A 25,246-nucleotide genomic window follows, 5' to 3' on the forward strand; every position below is an offset into this window, starting at 1 on the left:
TCCTCCAGTTCGGGTTCAGCTACGCTTGTATTGAATGAATTGTGCGTAGAGCATTTCCATCGTGGTGTTGCGCACGCCGCGATGAAGCGGCGACGGCGGTGAATAATTGATCGTGCGCAGCACCCAGTCGCGTGGCGCGGCGCCCACGTCGAGCGCGTTGATGCAGCCGGTGGCTTGCGCCAGGTGCCCGAAGAACGTGCGGCCGCCAGCCGTCAGCGCATGCGACAGGATGGCGCGATTCACGCCGCCGTGCAGGACGAGCAGCACGGTGTCCCACGAGGTGTCCTCGCGCAACGCGGCGAGCGCGGGCAGCACGCGATCGAACAACTCGCCAATGGTTTCGCCGTCGAGAAAGCGCGTGCTTTCCTGCACGATGCCGTCGAACACGCCGAGAAACGCGGCTTCCATATCGTGTAGCGGAATGTTGCCGAGCTTGCCGCCGCGAATCTCTTCCCAGGCGGGCTCGATTTCCAGTTCGATCTGCTGGCCGGTCTCGGCGAGCACGCGCCGCGCCGTTTCGACGGTGCGCGGCAAACCGCTGACGATCACCCGGTCGAAACGGATCTGCTGAGCGGCGAACTCGCGGCCCGCCGCGCTCGCCTGTTCGCGGCCGTTGGCGTTCAGGGGCACGGTCTCGGGATCGATTGCGCGGCCGGAGTCGTCGAAATAGGTGACGTCGCCGTGACGCATCAGAAAGATGCGGCGGCGTTTGGGCAGTTGATAGTCAGGCATGGTCCTGTCGGTCACTGAGGTTCACTTATACGCCGGAGCACGTTTTTCGAGGAACGCGGAAATTCCTTCCAGACTATCGCGATGATGCAGCGACGCGACAAAGTTGTCGCGCTCCGCAACGAGATGGTCGGCGAGCTGCTGCGTGCCGGCCGCGCCGATCAGCCCCTTGATGCGAGCGACCGAATTGGGCGAAATCTTGCCGAGCTCGTCGGCCCAGGCAACCGCGGCGTCGCGCACGGCGCCGGTTTTGGCGAGTTTGTTGACGACGCCGAGTTCATGCAAACGCGTGGCGCCGATCGGTTTGCCTTCGATCAGCACTTCGGTGGCCAGCTGACGCGGCAACGCTTGCGCGAGGAACCACGAACCGCCGCCGTCGGGTGTCAGGCCCACGCGTGCATACGACATCACGAATTTGGCCGTGTCCGCCGCAACGATCAGGTCGCACGCGAGCGCGAGCGAGAATCCCGCGCCGGCGGCGGCGCCATCGACCGCGGCGATCACCGGCTTCGAAGAAAGGCGCAGCGCCGAGATCCATTCGCCGAGCAGATCGATGCTCTGGGCCTGCACGGACGGATCTTTCGCGCGATTTTCCAGCAGACGTTTCAGATTGCCGCCCGCGCAGAAAAAGTTGTCGGCGCCGGTAATCACGACGGCGCGGATCGACGGATCGCGCTCCACCGAGTCGAGCGCCTCGATGCCGGCGGCGTACATGTCCGGATGCAGCGCGTTGCGCGCGCCGGGGTTCGACAGCGTGAGAACCAGTGTCGATTCGCTTCCGGTCGGGCGCGAGGTCAGCAGTTCGGCGCTCATTGTTGTGTCTCCGTGGTGTGCGTTTCGGTATCGGCTGCGTCGCGTTGGGTCAGCGGCAGGCCAAGTTGAGCTCGCCGCGCGAGCCAGGGCGACGGACGATAACGCGGGTCGCCGAGCACGCTGAACATATTGCGCAGGATCGCGAGAATAGTGGTCGAGCCGAGCGCGTCGCCGAGGGCGAGCGGGCCGCGCGGATAGCCGAGGCCGAGCGTCACGGCGAGATCGATATCCTCCGGCGTGGCGATCTGTTTTTGCGCAATATCGCAGCCGATGTTGACGATGGTCGCCACCACGCGTTGCGCGACGAAGCCGGTCGAGTCGCGGATCACGGTGACGGGCACGCCGTCGGCGGCAAAGAGCGCATGCGCCATGTCACGCGCGGCGCGCGTGGTGGCGGGCGTCGTCATCAGCGTGCGGCGTTGCGCGCCGACGAGCGGGAAAAGCGCGTCGAGCGCGACGACACGGGTGGCGTCGAGCGCTTCGTCGACCGCGGCCGTGGTTGCATCGTGACCGAACGGTGTGACGACGATCAGCGAGTTCGATTCGGGCGTGATGCCGTTGTCGAGTGTCACGCCGGCTTTTTCGACGAGTTGCACGACGGCGTCATGCGCTTGCGGATAACGCTTGCTGACCCACACACTGGCCGGCAATCCGGTCGGCGCGGGCGCCTCGGCAGGTACCTGCTGCTTGCCGTCTTCGTAGCGGTAAAAGCCTTCACCTGTCTTGCGGCCGAGCAGTCCGCCCGCGAGCCGCGTGCCGGTGATGGGCGAAGGCGTGAAGCGCGGCTCTTCATAGAACTGGTGATAGATCGACTCCATCACCGGATGCGAGACGTCCAGTGCCGTCAGATCGAGCAGCTCGAATGGGCCAAGACGAAAGCCCGCCTGCTCGCGCATGATGCAGTCGATGTCGGCGAAACTCGCCACGCCTTCACCCGCCACGCGCAAGCCTTCGGTATTCATGCCGCGGCCCGCGTGATTCACGATGAAGCCGGGCATATCTTTCGCGCGCACCGGCGTGTGACCCATGCGGCGCGCGAGATCCATCAGCGCGTCGCCCGCGGCGGGATCGCTGCGCAGACCGTCGATCACTTCGACGACTTTCATCAACGGCACGGGATTGAAGAAGTGATAGCCGGCCACGCGCGACGGATCGCTACAGCCGGCGGCAATTGCCGTGATCGACAGCGAAGACGTGTTAGACGCGAGGATGCAGCGGCCGCTCACAACGGTTTCCAGTTCGCGGAACAGCGCCTGTTTGACGTCGAGTTTTTCGACGATCGCCTCGACGACCAGATCGCAACCGGCCAACTCGCCGATGGCCTGCGCGCCGCTGACATTCGCGAGTGCGGCGAGAGAGCGCGCCTGGTCGAGCTTGCCTTTAGCGGTCAACTTCGCGAAAGTCTCGGCGAGGTAGTCGCGCGCGGCGCCGATTGCAGCAGGGTTGGTGTCGTACAGACGCACAGTGAGGCCGGCCAGCGCGGCGATCTGTGCGATGCCGCGGCCCATTGCGCCGGTTCCGACAATGCCGATAGTCTCGATGCTGAAATTGCGAGAGGTCATTGTGATGCTCGACTCCATGATTATTTTAGAATAGCACGATCGTGCAATTTACCGGATGATTGATCGAAGACCGCTGCTTTGACGTTGACAGACGGTCACATACAACCCGAAGGAAGGAGACACCCGATGATCAGGCTGTGCGGTTTCGCGCTTTCTAACTATTACAACAAAGTGAAGTTCGTGCTGCTCGAACACGGTATTCCGTTCGAGGAAGTGGCGGTGCTGCCGAGCCAGGAAGAGGCCATGCTCGAGCATTCGCCGCTCGGCAAGGTGCCTTATCTGCAGACTGAAGACGGCGATCTGTGCGAATCGCAATGCATTGTCGAGTATCTGGCCGCGCGCTTTCCCGACAAGGCGATTTTCTCCACCGACCCGTGGGAAGCGGCCAAGGAGCGCGAGCTGATCATGTTCGTGGATGTGCATCTCGAACTGACCGCGCGCAATCTCTACAAGGAAGCGTTCTTCGGCGGCACCGTGACCGAGGCGACCAAAGGGCGTGTCGAGAAACTGCTTGAGCATCATATTGCCGGCTTCAGGCGGATCGCGAAGTTCGCGCCGTATCTGAGCGGCGAGCGTTTTAGCGTTGCGGATACGGCCGGGTACGTGAGCTTGCCGCTGGTGGGCATGGCGACGCAGACCATCTACGGGCGCGATTTTCTGCTGGACGCCGGCGTGGACTGGAAGGGCTACGTGAAAGCGATCAACGCACGGCCGGCCGCGCAGCGTGTGACCGAGGATCGCAAGGCATATATCGCCGCGTCGCGTCCGGTTTGACGCGTGCGGCCTGCCGGCAAGCGAACGACGGGCGCGCGCCGTGCACGCCCGGGCCGTTGCGCGCGATGGCAAGGAACGGGGAAGCGTTCTTGGCATCGCGCGGGACATTTCAAAGCCGTGCCAGCCGCTCGAGCGCGGTGGCGAGCGTGCTCTCCTGCTTGGCGAAGCAGAAGCGCACCACGCCCGACTCATGTGCCTCGTGATAGAACGCCGAGACCGGAATGGCCGCGACGCCGATCTCGCCGGTCAGCCATTGCGCGAATTCGGCTTCGGGCAAATCGCTGATTGCCGAATAGTCGACGCACTGAAAGTACGTGCCCGTGCACGGCAACAGCCTGAAGCGTGAATTCGCGAGGCCGGCGCGGAAGAAGTCGCGCTTCTTCTGATAAAACGCCGGCAGGTCGAGATATGGCGCCGGATCTTTCATGTAGTCGGCAAGGCCGATCTGCATTGGCGTGTTGACCGTGAACACGTTGAACTGGTGCACCTTGCGGAACTCGACGGTGAGCGCGGCGGGCGCGGCCACGTAGCCGACCTTCCAGCCCGTCACATGGTAGGTCTTGCCGAAACTCGATACCACGAAGCTGCGCTGCGCCAGTTCCGGATAGCGGGCCACGCTCTCGTGCGGCGCGCCGTCATAGACCATGTGTTCATATACTTCGTCCGACAGGATCAGCACGTTGGTGCCGCGCACGATCTCCTCGAGCTTGCGCATGTCCTGCTCGCGCCAGACCGTGCCGGTCGGATTGTGCGGCGTGTTGATCAGCAGGAGCCGGGTTTTCGGCGTGATCGCGGCGGCGAGCCTGTCGAACGGGATCGCGTAGTCGGGCGCTTCCAGCGTGACGAAGACCGGCTTGCCGCCGGCCAGTTCGATGGACGGCAGATAGCTGTCGTAGGTCGGTTCGACCACGACCACTTCGTCGCCCGGATGGACGCTGCAGAGAATCGCGGTCAGCAATGCCTGGGTCGCGCCCGCCGTCACGGTGATTTCGGTCGTGGCGTCGTAGCGGCGGCCGTACAGGTTCGCGATCTTGTCCGAGATTGCCTGACGCAGCGGCGCGGCACCCGCCATGGGTGGGTACTGGTTGTGGCCTTCGCGCATGGCGTTCGCGACCGCGTCGACAATGCGCGGATCGCAGTTGAAATCGGGAAAGCCCTGGCCGAGATTCACCGCGCCTTTTTCGGCGGCGAGTGCGCTCATCACGGTGAAAATCGTCGTGCCGACATTCGGCAGGCGAGACGGAAACGTGGGACTCGTTGGCGTATCGTGCGGTGCATTCATGGCGCTGTCCGGAGCGTGGGCAAGTGGGTTAGACAAAGGCGTCGTTTGAAACGGGCGAAGCCTGATTGTAGGGAATCGCGGCGCGGTGTGCGCGCCGCGAAGCTCGCGTTAGCCGTCTGGCCAGGGCCATGCGGCTGGCGACTCATGCGGTTGCGGGCTCACCGGCAGTGCCCGGTAACGCGCCGATGGCGGCGACGAAGGGCGCCGGCTGGGCGATCTGAAAGCCGAAATCACGTGCAATCCGTTTGGCCAGCTTCAACACCGCGCGATCTTTCGAGACCAGCCAGTCGGCTTGCGCGGCGTGCGCGAGTTCGAGAAACTTCTGGTCGTCGCGATCTTTGCATTTGGGCAAGGGCCTTGTGTCTTCCTGTGGCGCAACGGGTTCCACCAGTTGCGCGAGCCGCGCGACGACCGCGAGCGCGGCGGCCTTGTCCACTTTGCGATGCACGAACTGCGGGTAGTCGAGCACGTAGGTGAGTTCGGCGAGGCAGCGCGCGTCGATCAGCGCGGCCAGCGCGCCGCTTTCGAGCGCGGCCGCGATTGGCCGCGTGTGCGGATCGTCGAACACGAGAATGTCGATCCACACATTGGAATCGAGGACGACGCGCAAAGCGCCGCGCGAGGCATGGGAACCGGGCATTCGTTACAATCTGGCTTTCGTCTTTGACCGCCAGGCACGGCGTGCCTGCAAGCCTCTATGATAATCGTTCTGTCGCCGGCGAAATCTCTCGACTACGAAACCCCGCCTCACGTCAAAAAGCACACGATCCCCGATTTCGTCGAAGACGCGGCCGAGTTGATCGGCGGATTACGCCTTTTGTCGCCGCAACAGATCGCCTCCTTGATGGATATTTCGGATCAGCTCGCGCACCTCAATTTCCAGCGCTATGCAGAGTGGTCGCCCAAATTCGGCGCGCACAACGCCAAGCAGGCGGTATTGGCGTTCAACGGCGACGTGTACGAGGGTTTCAACGCGAAGACATTGTCGGCGGCGGATCTGGACTATGCGCAGAATCACGTGCGCGTGTTGTCCGGCCTGTACGGTTTGCTGCGCCCGCTCGACCTGCTGCAACCTTACCGGCTCGAAATGGGTACGCGTTTCGCCAACCCGCGCGGCAAGGATCTATACGCGTTCTGGGGCGAGCGGATCACGCAGGCCCTGAATGCGCAATTGAAGAAGAACGCCGTGGCGTCGCGCGTGCTGGTGAATTGCGCGTCGGGCGAGTACTTCAGGTCGGTCAAGCCGAAGCTGCTCGAAGCGCCGGTCATCACGCCCGTGTTCGAGGACTGGAAGGGCGGCCGCTACAAGATCATCAGCTTCCATGCAAAGCGTGCGCGCGGCCTGATGGCGCGCTATGCCGTGGAAAACCGTCTCGACAGGCCGGAGCAGTTGAAGGACTTCAACGCCGAAGGCTATGCGTTCGACGCCGAAGCGTCGAACGATTCCACTTACGTATTCCGCCGCCGCGTCGCTGAATAAGCGTTTCGCCGCGCCCACAAGCAGGGAAGAAACATCATGACGTTATCCATTACGAGCCACTTCGACGCAGGCGCGATCGAGGTGCTGTCCTGTGAAGAAGCGGGCAAGATCCGTTTGCGCGTGCGGCCGGACAGCCATGCCGAGTTTGCGCAGTGGTTCTACTTCCGGTTATCCGGCGCGGCGGGCGAGCGCTGTGTGATGACCTTCGAAAATGCCGCCGCGTGCGCTTTTGCCGAAGGCTGGCGCGACTATCAGGCCGTGGCGAGCTATGACCGGGTGAACTGGTTCCGTGTGCCTACGTCGTACGACGGCCGCGTGTTGACAATCGATCACACGCCGGATTTCGACCGTATTTACTACGCGTATTTCGAGCCGTACAGCGAGGAGCGTCATTCGGAGTTTCTGGGCGCGGTGCAGCAGATGCCGCAGGCGACGCTCACGGAATTGGGCACGACCGTCGAAGGCCGGCCCATGTCGTTGCTCACGCTCGGCACGCCGCAAACCGGCGACACGCCCAAAAAGAAGATCTGGCTGATCGCGCGCCAGCACCCCGGCGAGACAATGGCCGAATGGTTTATCGAAGGTCTCGTGAAGCGGCTCGCAGGTTGGGGCGATTGGGCGGGAGACCCGGTGGCGCGCAAGCTCTACGATCACGCTGTCTTCTATATCGTGCCGAATATGAATCCGGACGGCAGCGTGCACGGCAATCTGCGCACGAATGCGGCTGGCGCGAATCTGAATCGCGAATGGATGGAGCCGGATGCCGCGCGCAGCCCCGAGGTGCTGGTGGTGCGCGACGCGATTCACGCCACCGGCTGCGACCTGTTCTTCGATATTCACGGCGACGAAGCGCTGCCTTACGTGTTCGTGGCCGGCTCCGAAATGCTGCCGGGTTTCACCGAGCGGCAGCGGGAAGAGCAGCAGGCGTTTATCGAAGCGTTCAAGCATGCGAGCCCCGATTTCCAGGACAAGCACGGCTACGCCGCGAGCAAATATCGCGAGGACGCACTGAAGCTGGCGTCGAAGTACATCGGCAACGAATTCGGCTGCCTGTCGCTGACCCTGGAGATGCCGTTCAAGGACAACGCCAATCTGCCCGACGAACGGGTGGGCTGGAACGGCGAGCGTAGCGCGTCGCTTGGCGCCGCGATGCTTCAGGCGATCTTGCGGCACGTGGAGACGTTTGCTTAAACCGTGTTCCGCATAAAAAACGAGGCACACACCATGAAGCGTGTGCCTCGTTTTTCATTGCGTCACCCGTCGGACCGGCGGCTCGGGCGACATGATGCCGCAGCCGCGGGCCGCTACTGGGTTTTCTTCTTTGCCGGCGCCTTCTTTGCGGTGGCCTTGCCGGTGCTCGTTCGCGACGACGACTTGGCCGGGCTCGATTTCGAAGACTTCGTGGTCGCCTTCCTGGTGGTTTTGCCGCTTGCCGTGTGCTTGCCCTTGGCGCTCTTGTGCTTGCCGGACGACACTCGCGACCCCGAGGGTTCCGAGCTGCGCGCGCGGGCCGGGGGCACCGGATCGTTCCAGCTGAACGCCAGCATCTGCGTGCCGACATAGCCGCAGCGGAACTTCAGATCGGCCGGGTCGCCGTCGCCGCTCTGGCGGATGCCAAGCCCTTCGACTGTGACGATGTTGTCTACCTTGACGCGCTGCTTGCCCTCGTCGAACGAGTCGTTCCACGGCGTGACCGAGGCATGCGCGCTATCGAATGAGCTGGGTGGAAATTCGACGTGGTCGAAGGCGGTCGACGTGCTGGCGACAAAGTTGCCATGAGCCGCGCAGTCCGCAACGAGCGGGTCCGCGTGCATTTCATTGACAAGCTTGTTGACGAGATCATTGTGCTGCTCGAGTTGATCGGCGAGCGCGGAGGTGGAGCATATGAGCGAGAGACTCGCCGCACATGTTGCCAACCGGCCGACCAACCGCAGCAATCGGCGCGGTACGTTGGTACGATCCATCTAGTTCGTTAGACGCTAATGAGACATGAGGCACGTAAGATGCCCCGCGAGAGGGTGGAGTTCAATCCTGACACAAATATTTTGTCCTGTCGTGGTGCGCGGGCGGCTCGACGCGAGCCCGCGCCGCTCATTGCCGTCAACAGGCGTTCGTGGTCGATGCGAGTGTCAGGTGCGTGGTCCGCCCAATCGATATCTCCGTACGTCATAAGTGGTGACCCACGCAGGACGATAGACCGCGATCAACGCCGTCGACATGCCGGTGAACCAGGCTTCCCCTGTGGCAAGTAGAAGCACACTGAATGCGTAGCCGGCGGGTATTACGCTCATCGAGCCGCCGACGAGCGCGATATGAACGCCGAGCGCCGCGGCCGCCGTAAGAGACACGGCAATGGCAGGCGAGACAAACCCCTGGCCGAAGATGAACATGAAGAGATTGCGCGGCAGCCACGCGATGCTGATGCGTTGAACCAGAGTCGAAATGCCGACTGGCAGCGCGCCGTACACGAGGAAGGTTAGCGCGATACCCTGCCAGGGAGCATCGAAGACGACGGCCGCAAGACCCGTGACCACCGCCATGGCGATCAGCGCCAGCGCCCAGTCGAATAACGTGACGACTAGCGTGGCACCGAGCAGATGCATGACGGTGCCGTCGTCGAGCCATGCATTGCTGGCCCACAGCACCGACACTGCGACGATGATCGCAAGCCAGACATGCTGCAGTGTGCCGTCCTGAAGTCGTTTGAAAGGATTTTTCCACAGCGCGAGCGCGACCACTATCGCAGTGGCGGTCCAGCCACCGACAGCGACCCAGAACGGAAGCGGTGTGTAGAGGAAACCCATGAGTCTCATATTACTCGTTGGACGAGAAAAGGTGTGAGCGGATTCCATGCCAGCAGGCGCAAACGCTGTCAGAAAATGCCCGCCCGGGTTCTGTTGCGCGCACCCGCGCCGCTCATGCGGGACCTTGTGGAAGCGGGTCCGCTGCCGGTCCGGCGGCGGGCGCATCGCCATATTGCGTGCCCGGTTCGGCGGCCATCGGCAACAGGGCGGCCGTGTCGTTGGCGGGCAACGGATACTGGAAGCGCCGTCGCGTGCGGCGACGCAAGGGCACTATGCCGGCTTGTCCCATGATCGGGCGAATCGGGCCGTCGGCGTCGTTGCGCAATACCTGTAGATGGTTTGACAGCCAACCGTTGTAGAGCGCGACCGCGGCGGCGCGATTTGGCGCGCCGAGCTGCTGGAATATGCTGGTCAGATGGATCTTGACGGTGCCCTCGCTGATGCCGAGGGTGCGCGCGATCATCTTGTTGGTGCTGCCCATGTGGACGCAGCGCATGATCTGCTGCTGACGGGGTGACAGCCCGTTGGCCAGTTTGGTGCGGCGTGGCGGTGGGCTTTTTTCGTCGAACGGCCGGATGGCGATATCCGGTGGCAGAGGAGGATCGAGCGCCAGTGCGCCGGGTGGCACGTAGTGACCGCCCAGCAGCACCATTTCAAACGCGCGCACGATCAGACACGGGTCGGTGTCGCGCGGCACGACGCCGAGCACGCCTTCGTCCATGAGCTCTCGCACGGAGACCGGCGAGATCTGGTCGGTTAGCACCGCAATGCGCAGATCAGGGTAGTGACTGAGCAGATGGCGCGTATCCGCGATCGACATCCAGTCCTGCCAATCGATCACGAGCAGGTCGGGCCGCTGACGCTTGAGCGGGCGTTCAACCTGACGCCAGTCTTGCGCTTCGTTAAAACGCGCGAGCCGGTCAATTTGCCGCAGTAGTGCTTTGAGCCCATCACGTCGTTCCGCGTTTGAGTTGAGTATCGAGAATCGCATGCATGTCTCCAGATGAATCGGGCGAAGTGGCGCGATGCAGACGCGCGGCGAGTGAGAGCCGGATGCGTTGCGATACGTCGCCGTCCCTATGATGACAAATTCCCTTCAACTTGACGGCCTGTCCAAAAGGCATAAGAGGAATGACATGGAGAAGATCGGATACAAAAAAAGCCCCGCGCGCGACGGGGCTTTTTTATGTGGCGCGAAACGCGCCGGCGGCCATGCTCAATGGAAGTGCGGCTGCGCGGGCTCCGCGTCCTCCGGCATTTCGGCATGGACGATTTCGCCGAGCGGGTCGGCATAGAGCGGCACGCCACAGTCGTCGCAATATTCCGGCTCGAAGCGGCCGGCGTGCCGACGCACCTCGGTCACGCCCGTCTCCTTGAGCAATGCGACGATTTCTTCGAGCGGATCGTCCGAAGCGGCCGTTTCTTGCGGCTCTTCGTCGATGCCGGGCTCGCCGTTCTCACGGCCGTACAGTGGCCATACGACGCCGTAGATCACGTCGTTGCTGCCCCGGCGCGTGAAGCCGACGCGGTATTCGTCGATACGGCGTTCGCCGAAGCCCGCCACGACCGCGCGCAATTCCTGAGGCACCGCGCCGATCGTGTCGAACAGATAGCGCACGGCGGTGCGCACGGTGTGAGGGCGTACGCTCTCGTCGGCATCACGGCAGGCCGAGTAATAGGCGTCCGGTAACAGACACTCGAATTCGCAGCCGGGCAACACCAGCGACAGATTGGCGCCGCCTTGCGTGGCCCATTGTTCAAGGCATTGGCCGCGCTCGATCCGGCTGCCGTGCTCTTCTTCCTGCCAGCGGAACGTGGGCTCGCCCACCGGCGCCGCGACCACGGCCAGCAGGAAGCGCGGGTCGGCCAGAATCGGCGAAGTCTCCGGCAACTCGCCGAAATTCAGTTTCACGTTGCCGCCGGTCATGGCTGCCTGAGCGAGTTGCTGGGCAATGCGCCAGGTTTCGACATGATGACGCGGCAGTTGATCGATGCTGTACAGGAAAGGCGCCATGGCGACCCGCGTATTCGCGGCGAGCACGTGAGCTTGCAGATGCGCGCGCAGGGCGTCTGCGGCGTCGGCCTTGAGCGGGCCGGACGGAATCATGTAGCGGGTCCAGGCGAGCACGGGCGCGGCGATCAGCAGCGCTTCGTAAGGCACGCCTTCGTGTTCGAGGATGAACGACTCGCTGTGCGTTTCCGCCATATCGGCGAGCGCACCATACGCGTCGGGATGATTTTGCTGTAGATGATCGAGCGCGGCGTCCAGCGTAGTCTGGTTGGCATTGCGGACGATCTTGGCCAGCAGCGCATCGAGCTTTGCTTCCCAGAAGCGATCCTCGGTGCGGCTGCCCGACGCGAAAAGCGCGAGCGAAAGACCGACGAGCTTGTCGGCATCGGGTGGGAGACGTTTGGCGATTCGCGAGCGCATAAATCCGGAAGTTGGGGTGTACAACCTTATATTCTAGTCTTTTCTATGCCGCCATATTATTTGGGCGGCGATGCCGGATGAATTAGGACGTTTCCACACGAAAAATCAGCCTGTTGAGCGCGCCTGCGGATCGTTGCACGGCGACCTGGCCCAATGTTATAAGACGCTCCCGGACGCGTGACTCGCCTCTATACTGACCCTTTCAGCGGACGTCTGATAAAGGTATGTCTACTCGTCGCCGGGCGTTTGGCGTAACAGGAGATTCAACATGAAATCGGACCAACTGATCGAACGTCTTGCCGCTGTGTTCGCGCTGATTATCCTGGTGGGCGGATCGCTGCTGGTGCTGGCGCCTTTCACGACCGCGCTGCTATGGGGCGCCATTCTCAGCTATAGCTCCTGGGGCTTGTACAGAAGGCTGACCGCGGCTCTCGGGGGGCGGCGCAAGTGGGCGGCCACGTTGATCGTGCTCATCATTCTGATTGTGGTGCTTGGGCCGTTCGTCTATGCGGGCTTTGCCTTTGGTGCGCGCGTGCACGACATCGTCGCGCTGGTTCAACGGCTCTTTGAGGCCGGTTTGCCGGATTTGCCGCCGTGGGTTGCCCGGATTCCTCTGGTGGGTTCCAGCATCGAGGCATTCTGGGAGCGTCTCACAAGCAGCAATTCGGAACTGATCGCGCAATTGCGTACGCTAGCGGCACCCGCCGGCAAGTGGATTCTGGCGGCTGCGATTGCGGTTACGCATGGTCTCGGGCTGTTGGCGTTGAGCATCGTGCTCGCTTTCTTCTTTTATACGGGAGGCGAGGGTGCCGCCGCCTGGTTGAATGCGGGCATGCGGCGTGTTGCCGGCGAGCGTGCCGACTACCTGCTGGCGCTGGCTGGCAGCACGGTGAAGGGCGTGGTCTATGGGATTCTCGGCACGGCACTCGTACAGGGGATTCTGGCCGGATTCGGATGCTGGATCGCGGGCGTGCCGGCGCCAGCGCTATTGGGGCTGGCGACATTCTTCCTGTCCGTGATACCGGGCGGTCCGGTGGTCGTCTGGTTGCCTGCGGCGATCTGGCTGTACCACGGCGGCGCGACTGGCTGGGCGATCTTTCTGGTGGTGTGGGGTGTGCTGGTCGTCGGCATGTCCGACAACGTCATCAAGCCGATCCTGATCGGCAAGAATAGCGACATGCCCTTGATCCTTGTGATGCTGGGTATTCTTGGCGGCGCATTTGCTTTTGGTTTTCTTGGCGTTTTCATCGGCCCGACTTTGCTGGCGGTCGCCTATACCGTGCTTCACGACTGGACCATCGGCGCGCCGGCTGCGCGTGCGTTGGCGCCTGATGTGAAAGTACCTGTCATCGATGAGCGGGGTGGTATAAAAAAGGCGCCTTGAATAAATTCCAGATAACGCTTGCAAGACGGGGTGTGGCTCGCTAGAATCTCGCTCTTTCGTGCTCCGGACAACGGGGCGCGGGAGGCGGGAGAGCCAGCAGTGGCAAGGCTTTCAGCGAAGTGGGCGGGTTGGAAAAGTTGGAAAAACCTGTTGACGACGTAGCGAAAGTTATTCATAATCTCGTCTCTCTGCTGCTGATGCAGCGACGCAGAACGAAGCGGTACCGGGTGGTGGGTTGTTGAGGTTTCCCGGTGGCGGTTTGGTGGTGAATGCGGACCCGATCTTTAAAAATTAACAGCCGATAAGTGTGGGCGCTTGATGCGCGATGCGGGGCGGATCTTCCGGGATCTGCCGTAAAGCGGAAGTATCAGGTCTCACGCAGTAATGAAAGGAAGGTTTGACTGTCGCAAGATGGTTGGATCATTCGTCAGTACGTTGAGTGAGCGACCGGGCTCGAAAGAGCCCGAAAAACAGTAACAGGTTTGAACTGAAGAGTTTGATCCTGGCTCAGATTGAACGCTGGCGGCATGCCTTACACATGCAAGTCGAACGGCAGCACGGGGGCAACCCTGGTGGCGAGTGGCGAACGGGTGAGTAATACATCGGAACGTGTCCTGTAGTGGGGGATAGCCCGGCGAAAGCCGGATTAATACCGCATACGCTCTGCGGAGGAAAGCGGGGGATCTTCGGACCTCGCGCTACAGGGGCGGCCGATGGCAGATTAGCTGGTTGGTGGGGTAAAGGCCTACCAAGGCGACGATCTGTAGCTGGTCTGAGAGGACGACCAGCCACACTGGGACTGAGACACGGCCCAGACTCCTACGGGAGGCAGCAGTGGGGAATTTTGGACAATGGGCGCAAGCCTGATCCAGCAATGCCGCGTGTGTGAAGAAGGCCTTCGGGTTGTAAAGCACTTTTGTCCGGAAAGAAAACCTCTGCCCTAATACGGTGGGGGGATGACGGTACCGGAAGAATAAGCACCGGCTAACTACGTGCCAGCAGCCGCGGTAATACGTAGGGTGCAAGCGTTAATCGGAATTACTGGGCGTAAAGCGTGCGCAGGCGGTTCGCTAAGACAGATGTGAAATCCCCGGGCTTAACCTGGGAACTGCATTTGTGACTGGCGGGCTAGAGTATGGCAGAGGGGGGTAGAATTCCACGTGTAGCAGTGAAATGCGTAGAGATGTGGAGGAATACCGATGGCGAAGGCAGCCCCCTGGGCCAATACTGACGCTCATGCACGAAAGCGTGGGGAGCAAACAGGATTAGATACCCTGGTAGTCCACGCCCTAAACGATGTCAACTAGTTGTCGGGTCTTCATTGACTTGGTAACGTAGCTAACGCGTGAAGTTGACCGCCTGGGGAGTACGGTCGCAAGATTAAAACTCAAAGGAATTGACGGGGACCCGCACAAGCGGTGGATGATGTGGATTAATTCGATGCAACGCGAAAAACCTTACCTACCCTTGACATGTATGGAAGTCTGCTGAGAGGTGGATGTGCCCGAAAGGGAGCCATAACACAGGTGCTGCATGGCTGTCGTCAGCTCGTGTCGTGAGATGTTGGGTTAAGTCCCGCAACGAGCGCAACCCTTGTCCCTAGTTGCTACGCAAGAGCACTCCAGGGAGACTGCCGGTGACAAACCGGAGGAAGGTGGGGATGACGTCAAGTCCTCATGGCCCTTATGGGTAGGGCTTCACACGTCATACAATGGTCGGAACAGAGGGTCGCCAACCCGCGAGGGGGAGCCAATCCCAGAAAACCGATCGTAGTCCGGATCGCACTCTGCAACTCGGGTGCGTGAAGCTGGAATCGCTAGTAATCGCGGATCAGCATGCCGCGGTGAATACGTTCCCGGGTCTTGTACACACCGCCCGTCACACCATGGGAGTGGGTTTTACCAGAAGTGGCTAGTCTAACCGCAAGGAGGACGGTCACCACGGTAGGATTCATGACTGGGGTGAAGTCGTAACAAGGTAGCCGTATCGGAAGGTGCGGCTGGATCACCTCCTTTCCCGAGCTAACGTGTCAAGCGTTGAGCGCTCACGCTTATCGGCTGTGAATTAAAGACAGAAACGCAGACAGACTCAGGGGTCTGTAGCTCAGCCGGTTAGAGCACCGTCTTGATAAGGCGGGGGTCGATGGTTCGAATCCATCCAGACCCACCATGTCGATGATCGTTGGCGCTTAAGCGCTTACGGGCATCCCACCCCCGAAGGGGGCAGGGCGGATCTGGTGTGTGCATGACTGGGGGATTAGCTCAGCTGGGAGAGCACCTGCTTTGCAAGCAGGGGGTCGTCGGTTCGATCCCGTCATCCTCCACCAATCCTCAATGCGTAGCGTTCTGTGAAAGAAGCAGAGCGTTGTGCATTGGCGATTGAGCCAGTCAGAGTGATACATGGTTATAGCAACCGTGATATCGGCTGTCGTTCTTTAACAATCAGGAAGAAGTAGTAAGGAGATTCACGAAAGCATACTTAGAGATGGGTGTGCGAGTAGGTGAATCAGGGTTGTGATTGTATCAATGTATGAAAAGGTGATCGAAAGATTGCTTTGGAATACGGCGCAACACGAATACTCAACCTGTAGCGTGTGTATCGAGAGACACACCCGTTATAGGGTCAAGCGAACAAGTGCATGTGGTGGATGCCTTGGCGATCACAGGCGATGAAGGACGCGGTAGCCTGCGAAAAGCGGAGGGGAGCTGGCAAACGAGCTTTGATCCTCCGATATCCGAATGGGGAAACCCGGCCCGTATGGGTCATCCGTAGCTGAATCCATAGGCTGCGTGAAGCGAACGCGGTGAACTGAAACATCTAAGTAACCGCAGGAAAAGAAATCAACCGAGATTCCCAGAGTAGTGGCGAGCGAAATGGGACCAGCCTGCATTCTTTATCCGTAGTGTTAGTCGAAAGCTCTGGAAAGTGCTGCCATAGCAGGTGATAGCCCTGTAGACGAAAACATCATGGAAGAACTAGGTATGCGAGAAGTAGGGCGGGACACGTGAAATCCTGTCTGAAGATGGGGGGACCATCCTCCAAGGCTAAATACTCGTGATCGACCGATAGTGAACCAGTACCGTGAGGGAAAGGCGAAAAGAACCCCGGGAGGGGAGTGAAACAGATCCTGAAACCGCATGCATACAAACAGTCGGAGCCTTTGAAAGAGGGTGACGGCGTACCTTTTGTATAATGGGTCAGCGACTTACATTCAGTGGCAAGCTTAACCGATTAGGGCAGGCGTAGCGAAAGCGAGTCCGAACAGGGCGATTCAGTCGCTGGGTGTAGACCCGAAACCAGGTGATCTATCCATGGCCAGGATGAAGGTGCGGTAACACGTACTGGAGGTCCGAACCCACTAACGTTGAAAAGTTAGGGGATGAGCTGTGGATAGGGGTGAAAGGCTAAACAAACCTGGAAATAGCTGGTTCTCTCCGAAAACTATTTAGGTAGTGCCTCGTGTATCACCTTCGGGGGTAGAGCACTGTCATGGTTGTGGGGTCCATTGCGGATTACTACGCCATAGCAAACTCCGAATACCGAAGAGTGCAATCACGGGAGACAGACATCGGGTGCTAACGTCCGGTGTCAAGAGGGAAACAACCCAGACCGCCAGCTAAGGTCCCCAAATATTGCTAAGTGGGAAACGAAGTGGGAAGGCTAAAACAGTCAGGAGGTTGGCTTAGAAGCAGCCATCCTTTAAAGAAAGCGTAATAGCTCACTGATCGAGTCGTCCTGCGCGGAAGATGTAACGGGGCTAAGCAATATACCGAAGCTGCGGATGCATATTTATATGCATGGTAGGAGAGCGTTCCGTAAGCCTGCGAAGGTGCATTGAAAAGTGTGCTGGAGGTATCGGAAGTGCGAATGCTGACATGAGTAGCGATAAAGGGGGTGAAAGGCCCCCTCGCCGTAAGCCCAAGGTTTCCTACGCAACGTTCATCGGCGTAGGGTGAGTCGGCCCCTAAGGCGAGGCAGAAATGCGTAGCTGATGGGAAGCAGGTTAATATTCCTGCACCATTGTTAAATGCGATGGGGGGACGGATCGCGGAAGGTTGTCCGGGTGTTGGAAGTCCCGGTCCTTGCATTGGAGAAGGCGCTTTGGCAAATCCGGGCGCAGGATTCAAGGGTGCGAGGCCATTCACTTCGGTGAAGAAGCAATCGGAAGTGGTTCCAGGAAAAGCCTCTAAGCTTCAGTTTAACAAGACCGTACCGCAAACCGACACAGGTGGGCGAGATGAGTATTCTAAGGCGCTTGAGAGAACTCGGGAGAAGGAACTCGGCAAATTGGTACCGTAACTTCGGGATAAGGTACGCCCCTGTAGCCTGACTGGCCTGCGCCAGAAGGGTGAAGGGGTTGCAATAAACTGGTGGCTGCGACTGTTTAATAAAAACACAGCACTCTGCAAACACGAAAGTGGACGTATAGGGTGTGACGCCTGCCCGGTGCCGGAAGATTAAATGATGGGGTGCAAGCTCCTGATTGAAGTCCCGGTAAACGGCGGCCGTAACTATAACGGTCCTAAGGTAGCGAAATTCCTTGTCGGGTAAGTTCCGACCTGCACGAATGGCGTAACGATGGCCACACTGTCTCCTCCCGAGACTCAGCGAAGTTGAAGTGTTTGTGATGATGCAATCTCCCCGCGGCTAGACGGAAAGACCCCATGAACCTTTACTGTAGCTTTGCATTGGACTTTGAACCGGTCTGTGTAGGATAGGTGGGAGGCTTTGAAGCGTGGACGCCAGTCTGCGTGGAGCCGACCTTGAAATACCACCCTGGTCTGTTTGAGGTTCTAACCTTGGTCCGTTATCCGGACCGGGGACAGTGCATGGTAGGCAGTTTGACTGGGGCGGTCTCCTCCCAAAGTGTAACGGAGGAGTACGAAGGTACGCTAGGTACGGTCGGAAATCGTGCTGATAGTGCAATGGCATAAGCGTGCTTAACTGCGAGACCGACAAGTCGAGCAGGTGCGAAAGCAGGTCATAGTGATCCGGTGGTTCTGTATGGAAGGGCCATCGCTCAACGGATAAAAGGTACTCTGGGGATAACAGGCTGATACCGCCCAAGAGTTCATATCGACGGCGGTGTTTGGCACCTCGATGTCGGCTCATCTCATCCTGGGGCTGTAGCCGGTCCCAAGGGTATGGCTGTTCGCCATTTAAAGAGGTACGTGAGCTGGGTTTAAAACGTCGTGAGACAGTTTGGTCCCTATCTGCCGTGGGCGCTGGATATTTGAAGGGGGCTGCTCCTAGTACGAGAGGACCGGAGTGGACGAACCTCTGGTGTACCGGTTGTCACGCCAGTGGCATCGCCGGGTAGCTATGTTCGGAAGAGATAACCGCTGAAAGCATCTAAGCGGGAAACTCGCCTTAAGATGAGATATCCCCGGGGCTTCGAGCCCCTTGAAGGGTCGTTCAAGACCAGGACGTTGATAGGTCAGGTGTGGAAGCGCAGTAATGCGTTAAGCTAACTGATACTAATTGCCCGTAAGGCTTGATCCTATAACAGGTGTGTCTTATCCCCACAGGGGAAACAGGACACGCACGGTTGAGTGATCCGTGTTGTGCCAGCAGAAACAACACAACCCCACGCTCCACCCCTGGTGAGCATCACCAGAAACTACTTCTTCCCGATTGGCCTCGCTGGCCCGAAATCCAGCGCGGCAACAAGTCATGCCTGATGATCATAGCGAGTCGGTCCCACCCCTTCCCATCCCGAACAGGACCGTGAAACGACTCCACGCCGATGATAGTGCGGATTACCCGTGTGAAAGTAGGTCATCGTCAGGCTCCCAAGCAGCATCAGAAACCCCACCCCAACACAGGTGGGGTTTCTGCGTTTACCGCTCACACCATCCAGAACAGAAGCAGCGTGCAAAACCGCCGCGAAAAACCCGCCTTCACTCCTTCCCCAGCCGCACCGCCTCCGCGTAGCCCGTCAGTTCCAGTTTCCCAGTATTTTGTCTCGGGATCCATTTCGACCTTTATCCTTTCACAACTGCCCACACTGGAGCAAAAAATAGCTCCTTCCCACGGGCACAAACTGTCCTAAAAAACAGTTTGATCAATTCCGTCAATTCTTCCTACGGTAAGCGTGTCGCCAACGCCGTCTTGACGGTGTTATCGATTGCCCCATCGATTGGTCGCCAGCCGCATCAACGCTGCGTTGGCAGCACGCCGATCGAATAGCTCCGGATCGAAGCCTGGACCGACCCATTGGCGATAGTCATCCGCCTTCTCACTGTCAGGGGTATCGCGCAGCGTGGTCAGGAACATCTCGTACCCGGGCGCACCACCTACATCTTCCGGCGGGCAGGCACGAGCACCATCGATGACCTTGGACTCGCCCCATGATTCGCCTTCAATCGTTTCAATGCTCTCCACCTTGATCTGATGATCCCAGCCATCACCGAAGTCATATCGATAGATGATGCGCGAGTCAGGTCGCAGAACTTTGTTCAGTTTGGTTTTCCGGTCGTCGAACGTCTTGGTCAGGTCCATGAACTCCAATCCGGCTTCTATATCGAACTGGGCATAGGTCTTGCCGTCGATCAGGAAGTCGTGGAGATGGGTATCCTCCCAGCCGAAGGCAGCTTGCAGGATGTGATTGTGGCGCGACAATCTGGATGAGAGACGCGCGACAATCAAGTTGAGAATGTCGCGGCAGGAATGATGATGCCGATGTTGATTGACGCTGGCAAGCGTTTGTTGATTGACGCGCGGTGTTGATTGACGCGGGCGAGCGGGTGTCGCGCGACAATCAAGCTGAAGCCTTCCGTCGTTGAGGATTGCTGTGTAATGTGTGACGCCGCAGGTATTCTGGCTGCGCGACAATCAGGATGAGAATGGGGTGGCGTGGAAGGTGATGGGTTGATTGACGCCGGCTAGCTTTACCTGCGAGCCGCGCGTCAATCAGGATGAGACAGCGGGTCAGTTGGTGAGGTCAATGCCGTGCTGATCCTCCTGTGTCGGTGGCACGCCAACGTTCTTTGGTGTCGCGCGACTGGCCGGGCGTCCCGGTTCCTGCTGCTTGCGCTGCAGGGCCGTACGGCGACGGTAGCTTTCGACGTTCAGCTCAAAGATGGTCGAGTGATGGACCAGCCGGTCGACGGCGGCCACCGTCATGGCCCGGTCGGGGAAGACCTTGTCCCATTCGCCGAACGGTTGATTTGCTGTTATGCAAAGAGAACGGCGTTCATATCTGGCGCTGATGAGCTCGAACAGGACCGACGTCTCGGCCTGATCCTTGCTGACATAGGCGAAATCGTCCAGGATGACCAAATCGAAGCGATCCAGCCGGTTGATGGCGGACTCCAGAGCGAGTTCGCGGCGCGCGACCTGCAACCGCTGCACGAGGTCGGTGGTACGCGCAAACAGGACCTTCCAGCCCTTCTCCAGCAGACTCAGTCCGATGGCCGACGACAAGTGCGACTTGCCACCGCCACTCGGTCCCAGAAGAATCAGGTTGGTGCCGTTACGCAGCCAGCCGTCGCCAGCGCAAAGCGCCGAGACGTGCGCGCGGGACACCATCGGCACCGCGTCGAAATCGAAGTTCTCCAGCGTCTTGCCCGGCAGCAGCTTTGCGTCCCTGAGGTGACGTTCGACCCGGCGTCGATCGCGCTCGGCGATCTCGTGTTCGGCCAGCGCCATCAGCAGGCGCGCTGCCGGCCAGCCTTCCGTGTCGGATCGCTCGGCAAAGCTGGACCAGATCTGCTTGATGGCGGGCAGCCGCAAATCGTTGAGCAGCAGCGACAGGCGGGTGGCGTCGATGTCGAGACTCATGCCGTCACCTCCGTTGCCATGTCAAGCAGGGCTTCGTAGTCGCTCAGCGGTGCCAGCTGGACGTTCACCTCCGGCATGCTGTTCGTGCGCTTCGCTTCGAAACGCGAACACAGTGTGTCCAGGTCGGGTAACCGTCCATCGCCCAGACACTGCTGCAGTGCCTGGGCCAGTTGCGCTTCGCAGTTGTGCTCGTGGGCCAGGCTAAGCAGTTCAACCATGGTCCTGCATGCCTGACGCTCCGGGAGCTGCTCGAGCAGGCGATCGAAGGTCAGGCGATAGGCCTCGCGCGGAAAGATCTGATCGCGATAGACCAGGTTGAGCAGCGCCATGGGCTTGCGGCGCAGCGCGTGGATGACGTGCCGGTAGTTGATGACGTGGCCGTGCTTGCCATTGGGGCCCGCACGGCCGCGCTGCAGTGTCATCAGGGCCGTGCCGCCCAGGAACAGCTCCAGGCGGTCGTCATACAGCCGCACGCGCAGGTGATGGCCTATCAGTCGTGACGGGACGGTATAGAACACCTTGCGCAGGACGAAGCCGCAGGTGGTCGTGACGTACACGCGCGTTTCCTCGTAGTCGCACGTACGCTGGACCGGAAGCGGCTGAAGCAGTGCACGCTCGGCCTCAATGCGTTTGCCATTACGCGCGTTGATTCGACCGACGATCTCGTCGATGAAGCGGCGATAGGAATCGAGATCGTCGAAGTCGTGACTGCCGCGCAGAAGCAACGCATCACGCACTGCGTTCTTGAGGTGCCCATGAGGGCTCTCGATGGAGCCGTTCTCGTGGGCAACGCCACGGTTGTTGCGTGTGGGCTGCATGCCGTAGTGAGCGCACAGCGCATCATAACGCGTGGTCAAATCCTCGCGCGCGTCGGCATCGAGATTGCGGAACGCCGCCGACAGGCTGTCGCTGCGGTGCTCGCGCGGTGCGCCTCCGAGTGCCCAGATGGCGTTCTGAAGCCCTTCGGCCAGCGCGACATAGCTCTCGCCGCCGAGAATGACGTGAGCGTGCTCAAAGCCCGAGCAGGCCAGCCGGAAGTGATAGAGGCGGTGGTCCAGCGCGATACCCGCCACGGTGATGCCCAGGCTGTCCATCTCGGTGAAGTCGGACAAGCCTAGCTGACCGGGCTGGTGTACCTGACGGAACATGACGTCACGTTCCTCGCCATGAAGGGCGCGCCAGTCGCGAATACGCCGCTCGAGAGTGCGACGCACGTTGCCCGGGAGCTCGGGATGGCGCCGAAGCATCTCGTCGAGTACGGCTATCGGCCGGATGCCGGGGGCGGACTGGAGCAGCGGCACGATCTCGGTGTCAAAGATCGCGACGAGGGGATCGGCCCGGCGACGCCCGCGCGGGGCCTTCTTCTGCGATGGCAGTCGCCGGTCCCGATCGATGCGATAACCCGTGGCGGCGCTGAACCCGGCGCGCGCAGCCGCTTGAGCTGGTCCTTCCTTGAGTCTGTACTTCATGTAGAGCCTCATCTGATGGTCGTTGATGTGTCGGCCGGGCAACTCAGCCTCCCTTCGCTACATGGAAGAGCTGTTCATACCCGATTTACCGCGACCACCGACAAGGCACCCCGGCAGCGGGGCGGACTCCTCGGCGCGGCGTTGCGGCAGCGGTTCCGGGCTACGCCCTCCACCGCTGCCGCAACGCCAGTACTCTCATCCAGATTGACGCGCTGCTCTCATCTTGTTTGACGCGCGGCAATGTGATGCAATTTGCGCAGCGAGTCGGGGCCCTCGACCGTGATTCGACGCCAGACGGGCGGCTGGATATACAGCAATTGCACGTGCAAGGTATAGCGCTGGAACGATTTGGCCATCTGATCTCCGGAGGCTGAGTATCAGCGGTATTATCCCTTCACTGTGCGGGGAGCGTCACCACCCAGGGCAGCAAGTCATCAATCCGGTTGATCCGGTGATCCGCAATACGCCCGAGCACATGGCGCAGATACGCTTGGGGATCGATGCCGCTGAGCTTCGCCGTGCCGATCAGACTGTAGATTGCGGCGCCCCGGTCGCCGCCCGAGTCAGCGCCGGCGAACAAGTAGTCCCGCCGGCCAATGGCCACGCCGCGCAACGCACGCTCGACCGGCAAGTTATCGATTTCTGACTGGCCGCCGTCGCAATAGCGCATCAATGCCTCCCATCGATTCAAGGCATAGAGAATCGCCCGACCCGTGTCGGATTTACGCGAGAGCGTTTCCAGCGTCGCGCTCAGCCACGTATGGAGTTGATCGAGTCGTGGCCGGGCATGGGCCTGCCGATAGGCCCGGCGTTCGTCGGGTGACTTGCCCCGGATGGCTTCCTCGATCCTGTGCAGCGCGCCGATGCGCTCTAGCGCTTCGGTGTTCAAGGCATTCGGCCGAGCGGCATGCAGTTCGTAGAACTGTCGCCGGGCATGTGCCCAGCAAGCAGCTTCGGCAACACGCCCGGTTTCGTAGATCGCCCGGTAGCCACCATACGCATCGGCCTGCAGCGTGCCGCTGAACGATTCGAGGTGCTGTTGCGGATGAATGCCTTTGCCGGTCCGGCGTGTACGAGAACCACACGGCTGGTGGTGTCACGTCTCCCGAGTTCCGGTTATCGCGTACATACACCCACAACCGTTCGGTCTTGGCCTTGCCATTTCCCGGCGCGAGCACCGGCACGGGCGTATCGTCGGCATGCAGCTTCGTGGCCGCCATGACGTGTCGGCGTAGCGCATCGACCAGCGGTTGCAGCAGGTTCGCGCCGTGGCCGACCTATTTCGCCAGCAGTGAGCGATCCAACTCCACGCCTTCTCGGGCATAGATCACGGCCTGGCGGTAGAGCGGCAGATGGTCCGCGAACTTCGCGACCAGCATGTGTGCCAGCAGGCCCGGGCCAGCCAGGCCACGCTCGACGGGGCGACTGGGGGCCGGTGCCTGGGCAATGCGATCACAGCACGAGCAGGCCAGTTTGGGCCGCACATGGCGGATCACGCGGAAGCTGGCGGGTACGTATTCAAGTTGCTCGGACACGTCTTCGCCGAGCAGCTTCATCGCTCCACCGCAGGTCGTGCAGGTGTCGCCGGATTCCGGCAGGTGCGTCAGTATTTCGCGTGGCAGATGCTCTGGCAGCGGCTTGCGCTGTATCTGCTCAACTGCGGCGTGCGACGTCTTCGGAATCTCGATGGGCGCTGCGCCTTCGTCGGCTTCGAGATCCTCGAGCTTCAGTTCGAGCTGCTCGATCTGGCGATCCAGTTTCTCGGAACTGCGCCCAAACGCCATGCGGCGCAGCTTCGCGATCAGCAGCTTGAGATGCTCGATCTCGGCTTTGCCTGTCGCCACCACGGCTTCGTGCGACTCGACCAGATCTTCCAGGTGGCCGATGCGCGCGTCACGCTCAAGCAGCATCGCCTTGAGCGCTTCGATGTCGTCCGGATATGCGTTCGCCGTGGTCATGCCCGCAGTTTACGCGGGCGTCGGAAGGTTTACAACGCCGAACCCGGCTCGATCGTGCGAACCGGCTGTCGCCAATCGATGCCCTCGAGCAGCATCGACAGTTGTGCCTGGCTCAGGCAGACAACGCCGCCATCGGCTCGCGGCCACACAAACCGTCCGCGCTCCAGGCGCTTCATCAGCAGGCACAGGTCATCGCCGCTCCACCACAGCACTTTGATCAGATCACCGCGCCGGCCGCGGAACACGAACACGTGGCCGCTGAACGGATCGCGCTCCAACACCGTCTGCATTTTCGCGGCCAAACCATTGAAGCCCGAACACATATCGGTCACGCCAGCAGCTAACCAGACGCGAGTCCTGGCTGGCAGGTCCGGCATCATGACGTAGCTCTCAGACTGGCCAGCACGGTTCGCAATACCTCCAGATCCGCAGGGCCCTCGAAACGCACGCGAATGGCACCGCTCGCAATGACAACAACCGACGGCTCTATCGATTCCAGGGGCGAAGCCGGCGTATCAATTTGCACCGGTAGAAACGTTTCGGGGAGAAGCTGATCGTATCGCCACTCCAGTACCCATCTCCCGGCTACGCCACATCGATACGAGGTTCGCATTCAGTCCATGCGAGTGCGCAACCTCGGCAATTGAGCGGTTTGGGTCGCGTGTCTCGGCCACCACTTGCGCACGAAACTCCGGCGGATAGTGCTTCGAACCCACCCGACGACCTCGAGCTTTGGTTTCTATCATCTGATTCCCATTAGATTTCCGATGGGGATCAG

18 protein-coding genes, 2 tRNA genes, 3 rRNA genes and 2 pseudogenes are annotated in these 25,246 nt (G+C 60.5%); 9 read left to right on the plus strand and 16 right to left on the minus strand.

Going from position 1 to position 25,246, the window contains the following annotated elements:
- Positions 1-15: 15 nt before the first annotated feature.
- The 3 genes from BXE_RS06160 to BXE_RS06170 are packed head-to-tail and all read right to left on the minus strand — an operon-like array spanning position 16 to position 3,104.
- The gene (locus BXE_RS06160; RefSeq protein ID WP_007175588.1) at positions 16-732 is read right to left on the minus strand and encodes a histidine phosphatase family protein; all 717 of its coding nucleotides are present in this window, start codon (positions 730-732) and stop codon (positions 16-18) included.
- Between the two features lie 21 nt (positions 733-753).
- A complete protein-coding gene (locus tag BXE_RS06165) occupies positions 754-1,542 on the minus strand; it encodes an oxepin-CoA hydrolase, alternative type (protein WP_011487514.1) in 789 nt (262 codons plus the stop codon).
- On the minus strand, positions 1,539-3,104 hold the full coding sequence (locus tag BXE_RS06170) for a 3-hydroxyacyl-CoA dehydrogenase (RefSeq protein WP_011487515.1): 1,566 nt from the start codon (positions 3,102-3,104) through the stop codon (positions 1,539-1,541). Before BXE_RS06170 ends, BXE_RS06165 begins: the two co-directional genes overlap by 4 nt.
- A gap of 126 nt (positions 3,105-3,230) precedes the next feature.
- Here BXE_RS06170 and BXE_RS06175 point away from each other — a divergent pair, with 126 nt between their 5' ends.
- Positions 3,231-3,878, plus strand: a complete 648-nt coding sequence (locus tag BXE_RS06175) for a glutathione S-transferase family protein (RefSeq protein WP_011487516.1) — start codon at positions 3,231-3,233, stop codon at positions 3,876-3,878.
- 109 nt (positions 3,879-3,987) lie between these two features.
- Here BXE_RS06175 and BXE_RS06180 read toward each other — a convergent pair whose 3' ends face one another.
- Together BXE_RS06180 and BXE_RS06185 are read right to left on the minus strand one after the other, a co-directional pair.
- Positions 3,988-5,160: a pyridoxal phosphate-dependent aminotransferase gene (locus tag BXE_RS06180; protein ID WP_011487517.1), complete on the minus strand. Its 1,173-nt coding sequence runs from the start codon at positions 5,158-5,160 to the stop codon at positions 3,988-3,990.
- Positions 5,161-5,302: 142 nt separating this feature from the next.
- Positions 5,303-5,800: a putative toxin-antitoxin system toxin component, PIN family gene (locus BXE_RS06185; protein WP_011487518.1), complete on the minus strand. Its 498-nt coding sequence runs from the start codon at positions 5,798-5,800 to the stop codon at positions 5,303-5,305.
- A gap of 57 nt (positions 5,801-5,857) precedes the next feature.
- On the opposite strand from BXE_RS06185, the gene yaaA reads away from it, so the two are divergent.
- Both yaaA and BXE_RS06195 read left to right on the plus strand, forming a co-directional pair.
- Entirely contained in the window at positions 5,858-6,640 is a 783-nt protein-coding gene (yaaA, locus tag BXE_RS06190; RefSeq protein WP_011487519.1) for a peroxide stress protein YaaA, read from the plus strand.
- A gap of 36 nt (positions 6,641-6,676) precedes the next feature.
- The gene (locus tag BXE_RS06195) at positions 6,677-7,831 is read left to right on the plus strand and encodes a M14 family metallopeptidase (protein WP_011487520.1); all 1,155 of its coding nucleotides are present in this window, start codon (positions 6,677-6,679) and stop codon (positions 7,829-7,831) included.
- Positions 7,832-7,944: 113 nt separating this feature from the next.
- Here BXE_RS06195 and BXE_RS06200 read toward each other — a convergent pair whose 3' ends face one another.
- From BXE_RS06200 to BXE_RS06215, 4 genes are all read right to left on the minus strand, one after another.
- On the minus strand, positions 7,945-8,604 hold the full coding sequence (locus BXE_RS06200) for a BspC domain-containing protein (RefSeq protein WP_011487521.1): 660 nt from the start codon (positions 8,602-8,604) through the stop codon (positions 7,945-7,947).
- Between the two features lie 165 nt (positions 8,605-8,769).
- On the minus strand, positions 8,770-9,444 hold the full coding sequence (locus BXE_RS06205) for an energy-coupling factor ABC transporter permease (RefSeq protein ID WP_011487522.1): 675 nt from the start codon (positions 9,442-9,444) through the stop codon (positions 8,770-8,772).
- Positions 9,445-9,556: 112 nt separating this feature from the next.
- Complete coding sequence (locus BXE_RS06210) at positions 9,557-10,435, minus strand: response regulator transcription factor (protein WP_011487523.1); 879 nt, start codon at positions 10,433-10,435, stop codon at positions 9,557-9,559.
- Between the two features lie 225 nt (positions 10,436-10,660).
- A complete protein-coding gene (locus BXE_RS06215; protein ID WP_011487524.1) occupies positions 10,661-11,875 on the minus strand; it encodes a DUF2863 family protein in 1,215 nt (404 codons plus the stop codon).
- A 268-nt stretch (positions 11,876-12,143) separates the two neighbouring features.
- On the opposite strand from BXE_RS06215, the gene BXE_RS06220 reads away from it, so the two are divergent.
- The 6 genes from BXE_RS06220 to rrf all read left to right on the plus strand — a co-directional run bounded on the left by BXE_RS06220 (position 12,144) and on the right by rrf (position 19,049).
- The gene (locus tag BXE_RS06220) at positions 12,144-13,259 is read left to right on the plus strand and encodes an AI-2E family transporter (protein ID WP_011487525.1); all 1,116 of its coding nucleotides are present in this window, start codon (positions 12,144-12,146) and stop codon (positions 13,257-13,259) included.
- Between the two features lie 484 nt (positions 13,260-13,743).
- Positions 13,744-15,274: ribosomal RNA gene (locus BXE_RS06225) — 16S ribosomal RNA — on the plus strand.
- A gap of 77 nt (positions 15,275-15,351) precedes the next feature.
- Positions 15,352-15,428, plus strand: a tRNA-Ile gene (locus BXE_RS06230).
- Positions 15,429-15,509: 81 nt separating this feature from the next.
- Positions 15,510-15,585: transfer RNA gene (locus BXE_RS06235), tRNA-Ala, on the plus strand.
- Positions 15,586-15,879: 294 nt separating this feature from the next.
- Positions 15,880-18,761: ribosomal RNA gene (locus tag BXE_RS06240) — 23S ribosomal RNA — on the plus strand.
- A gap of 174 nt (positions 18,762-18,935) precedes the next feature.
- Positions 18,936-19,049, plus strand: a 5S ribosomal RNA gene (gene rrf, locus BXE_RS06245).
- Together the 16S, 23S and 5S rRNA genes with 2 tRNA genes alongside form the textbook arrangement of a ribosomal RNA operon.
- Positions 19,050-19,379: 330 nt before the next feature.
- Here rrf and BXE_RS06250 read toward each other — a convergent pair.
- From BXE_RS06250 to BXE_RS48130, 7 genes and pseudogenes are all read right to left on the minus strand, one after another.
- On the minus strand, positions 19,380-20,093 hold the full coding sequence (locus BXE_RS06250) for a plasmid pRiA4b ORF-3 family protein (protein WP_011487526.1): 714 nt from the start codon (positions 20,091-20,093) through the stop codon (positions 19,380-19,382).
- 96 nt (positions 20,094-20,189) lie between these two features.
- The gene (gene istB / locus BXE_RS06255; protein ID WP_011487036.1) at positions 20,190-21,041 is read right to left on the minus strand and encodes an IS21-like element helper ATPase IstB; all 852 of its coding nucleotides are present in this window, start codon (positions 21,039-21,041) and stop codon (positions 20,190-20,192) included.
- Positions 21,038-22,522 (minus strand): IS21 family transposase, encoded by a 1,485-nt coding sequence (gene istA, locus BXE_RS06260; protein ID WP_038456258.1) that lies wholly within the window; start codon positions 22,520-22,522, stop codon positions 21,038-21,040. The genes istB and istA overlap by 4 nt, the downstream gene beginning before the upstream one ends.
- 227 nt (positions 22,523-22,749) lie before the next feature.
- Positions 22,750-22,866, minus strand: a pseudogene (locus BXE_RS45395) (IS1096 element passenger TnpR family protein); the annotation flags it as partial.
- Positions 22,867-22,904: 38 nt separating this feature from the next.
- A pseudogene (tnpC, locus tag BXE_RS06265) lies at positions 22,905-24,468 on the minus strand (IS66 family transposase).
- Positions 24,469-24,497: 29 nt separating this feature from the next.
- Positions 24,498-24,848: an IS66 family insertion sequence element accessory protein TnpB gene (gene tnpB / locus BXE_RS06270; protein ID WP_011487528.1), complete on the minus strand. Its 351-nt coding sequence runs from the start codon at positions 24,846-24,848 to the stop codon at positions 24,498-24,500.
- A 135-nt stretch (positions 24,849-24,983) separates the two neighbouring features.
- Positions 24,984-25,214, minus strand: a complete 231-nt coding sequence (locus BXE_RS48130; protein ID WP_011487529.1) for a transposase — start codon at positions 25,212-25,214, stop codon at positions 24,984-24,986.
- Positions 25,215-25,246: the final 32 nt, after the last annotated feature.

Source organism: Paraburkholderia xenovorans LB400, assembly GCF_000013645.1.
GTDB classification, from domain to species: Bacteria; Pseudomonadota; Gammaproteobacteria; order Burkholderiales; family Burkholderiaceae; genus Paraburkholderia; species Paraburkholderia xenovorans.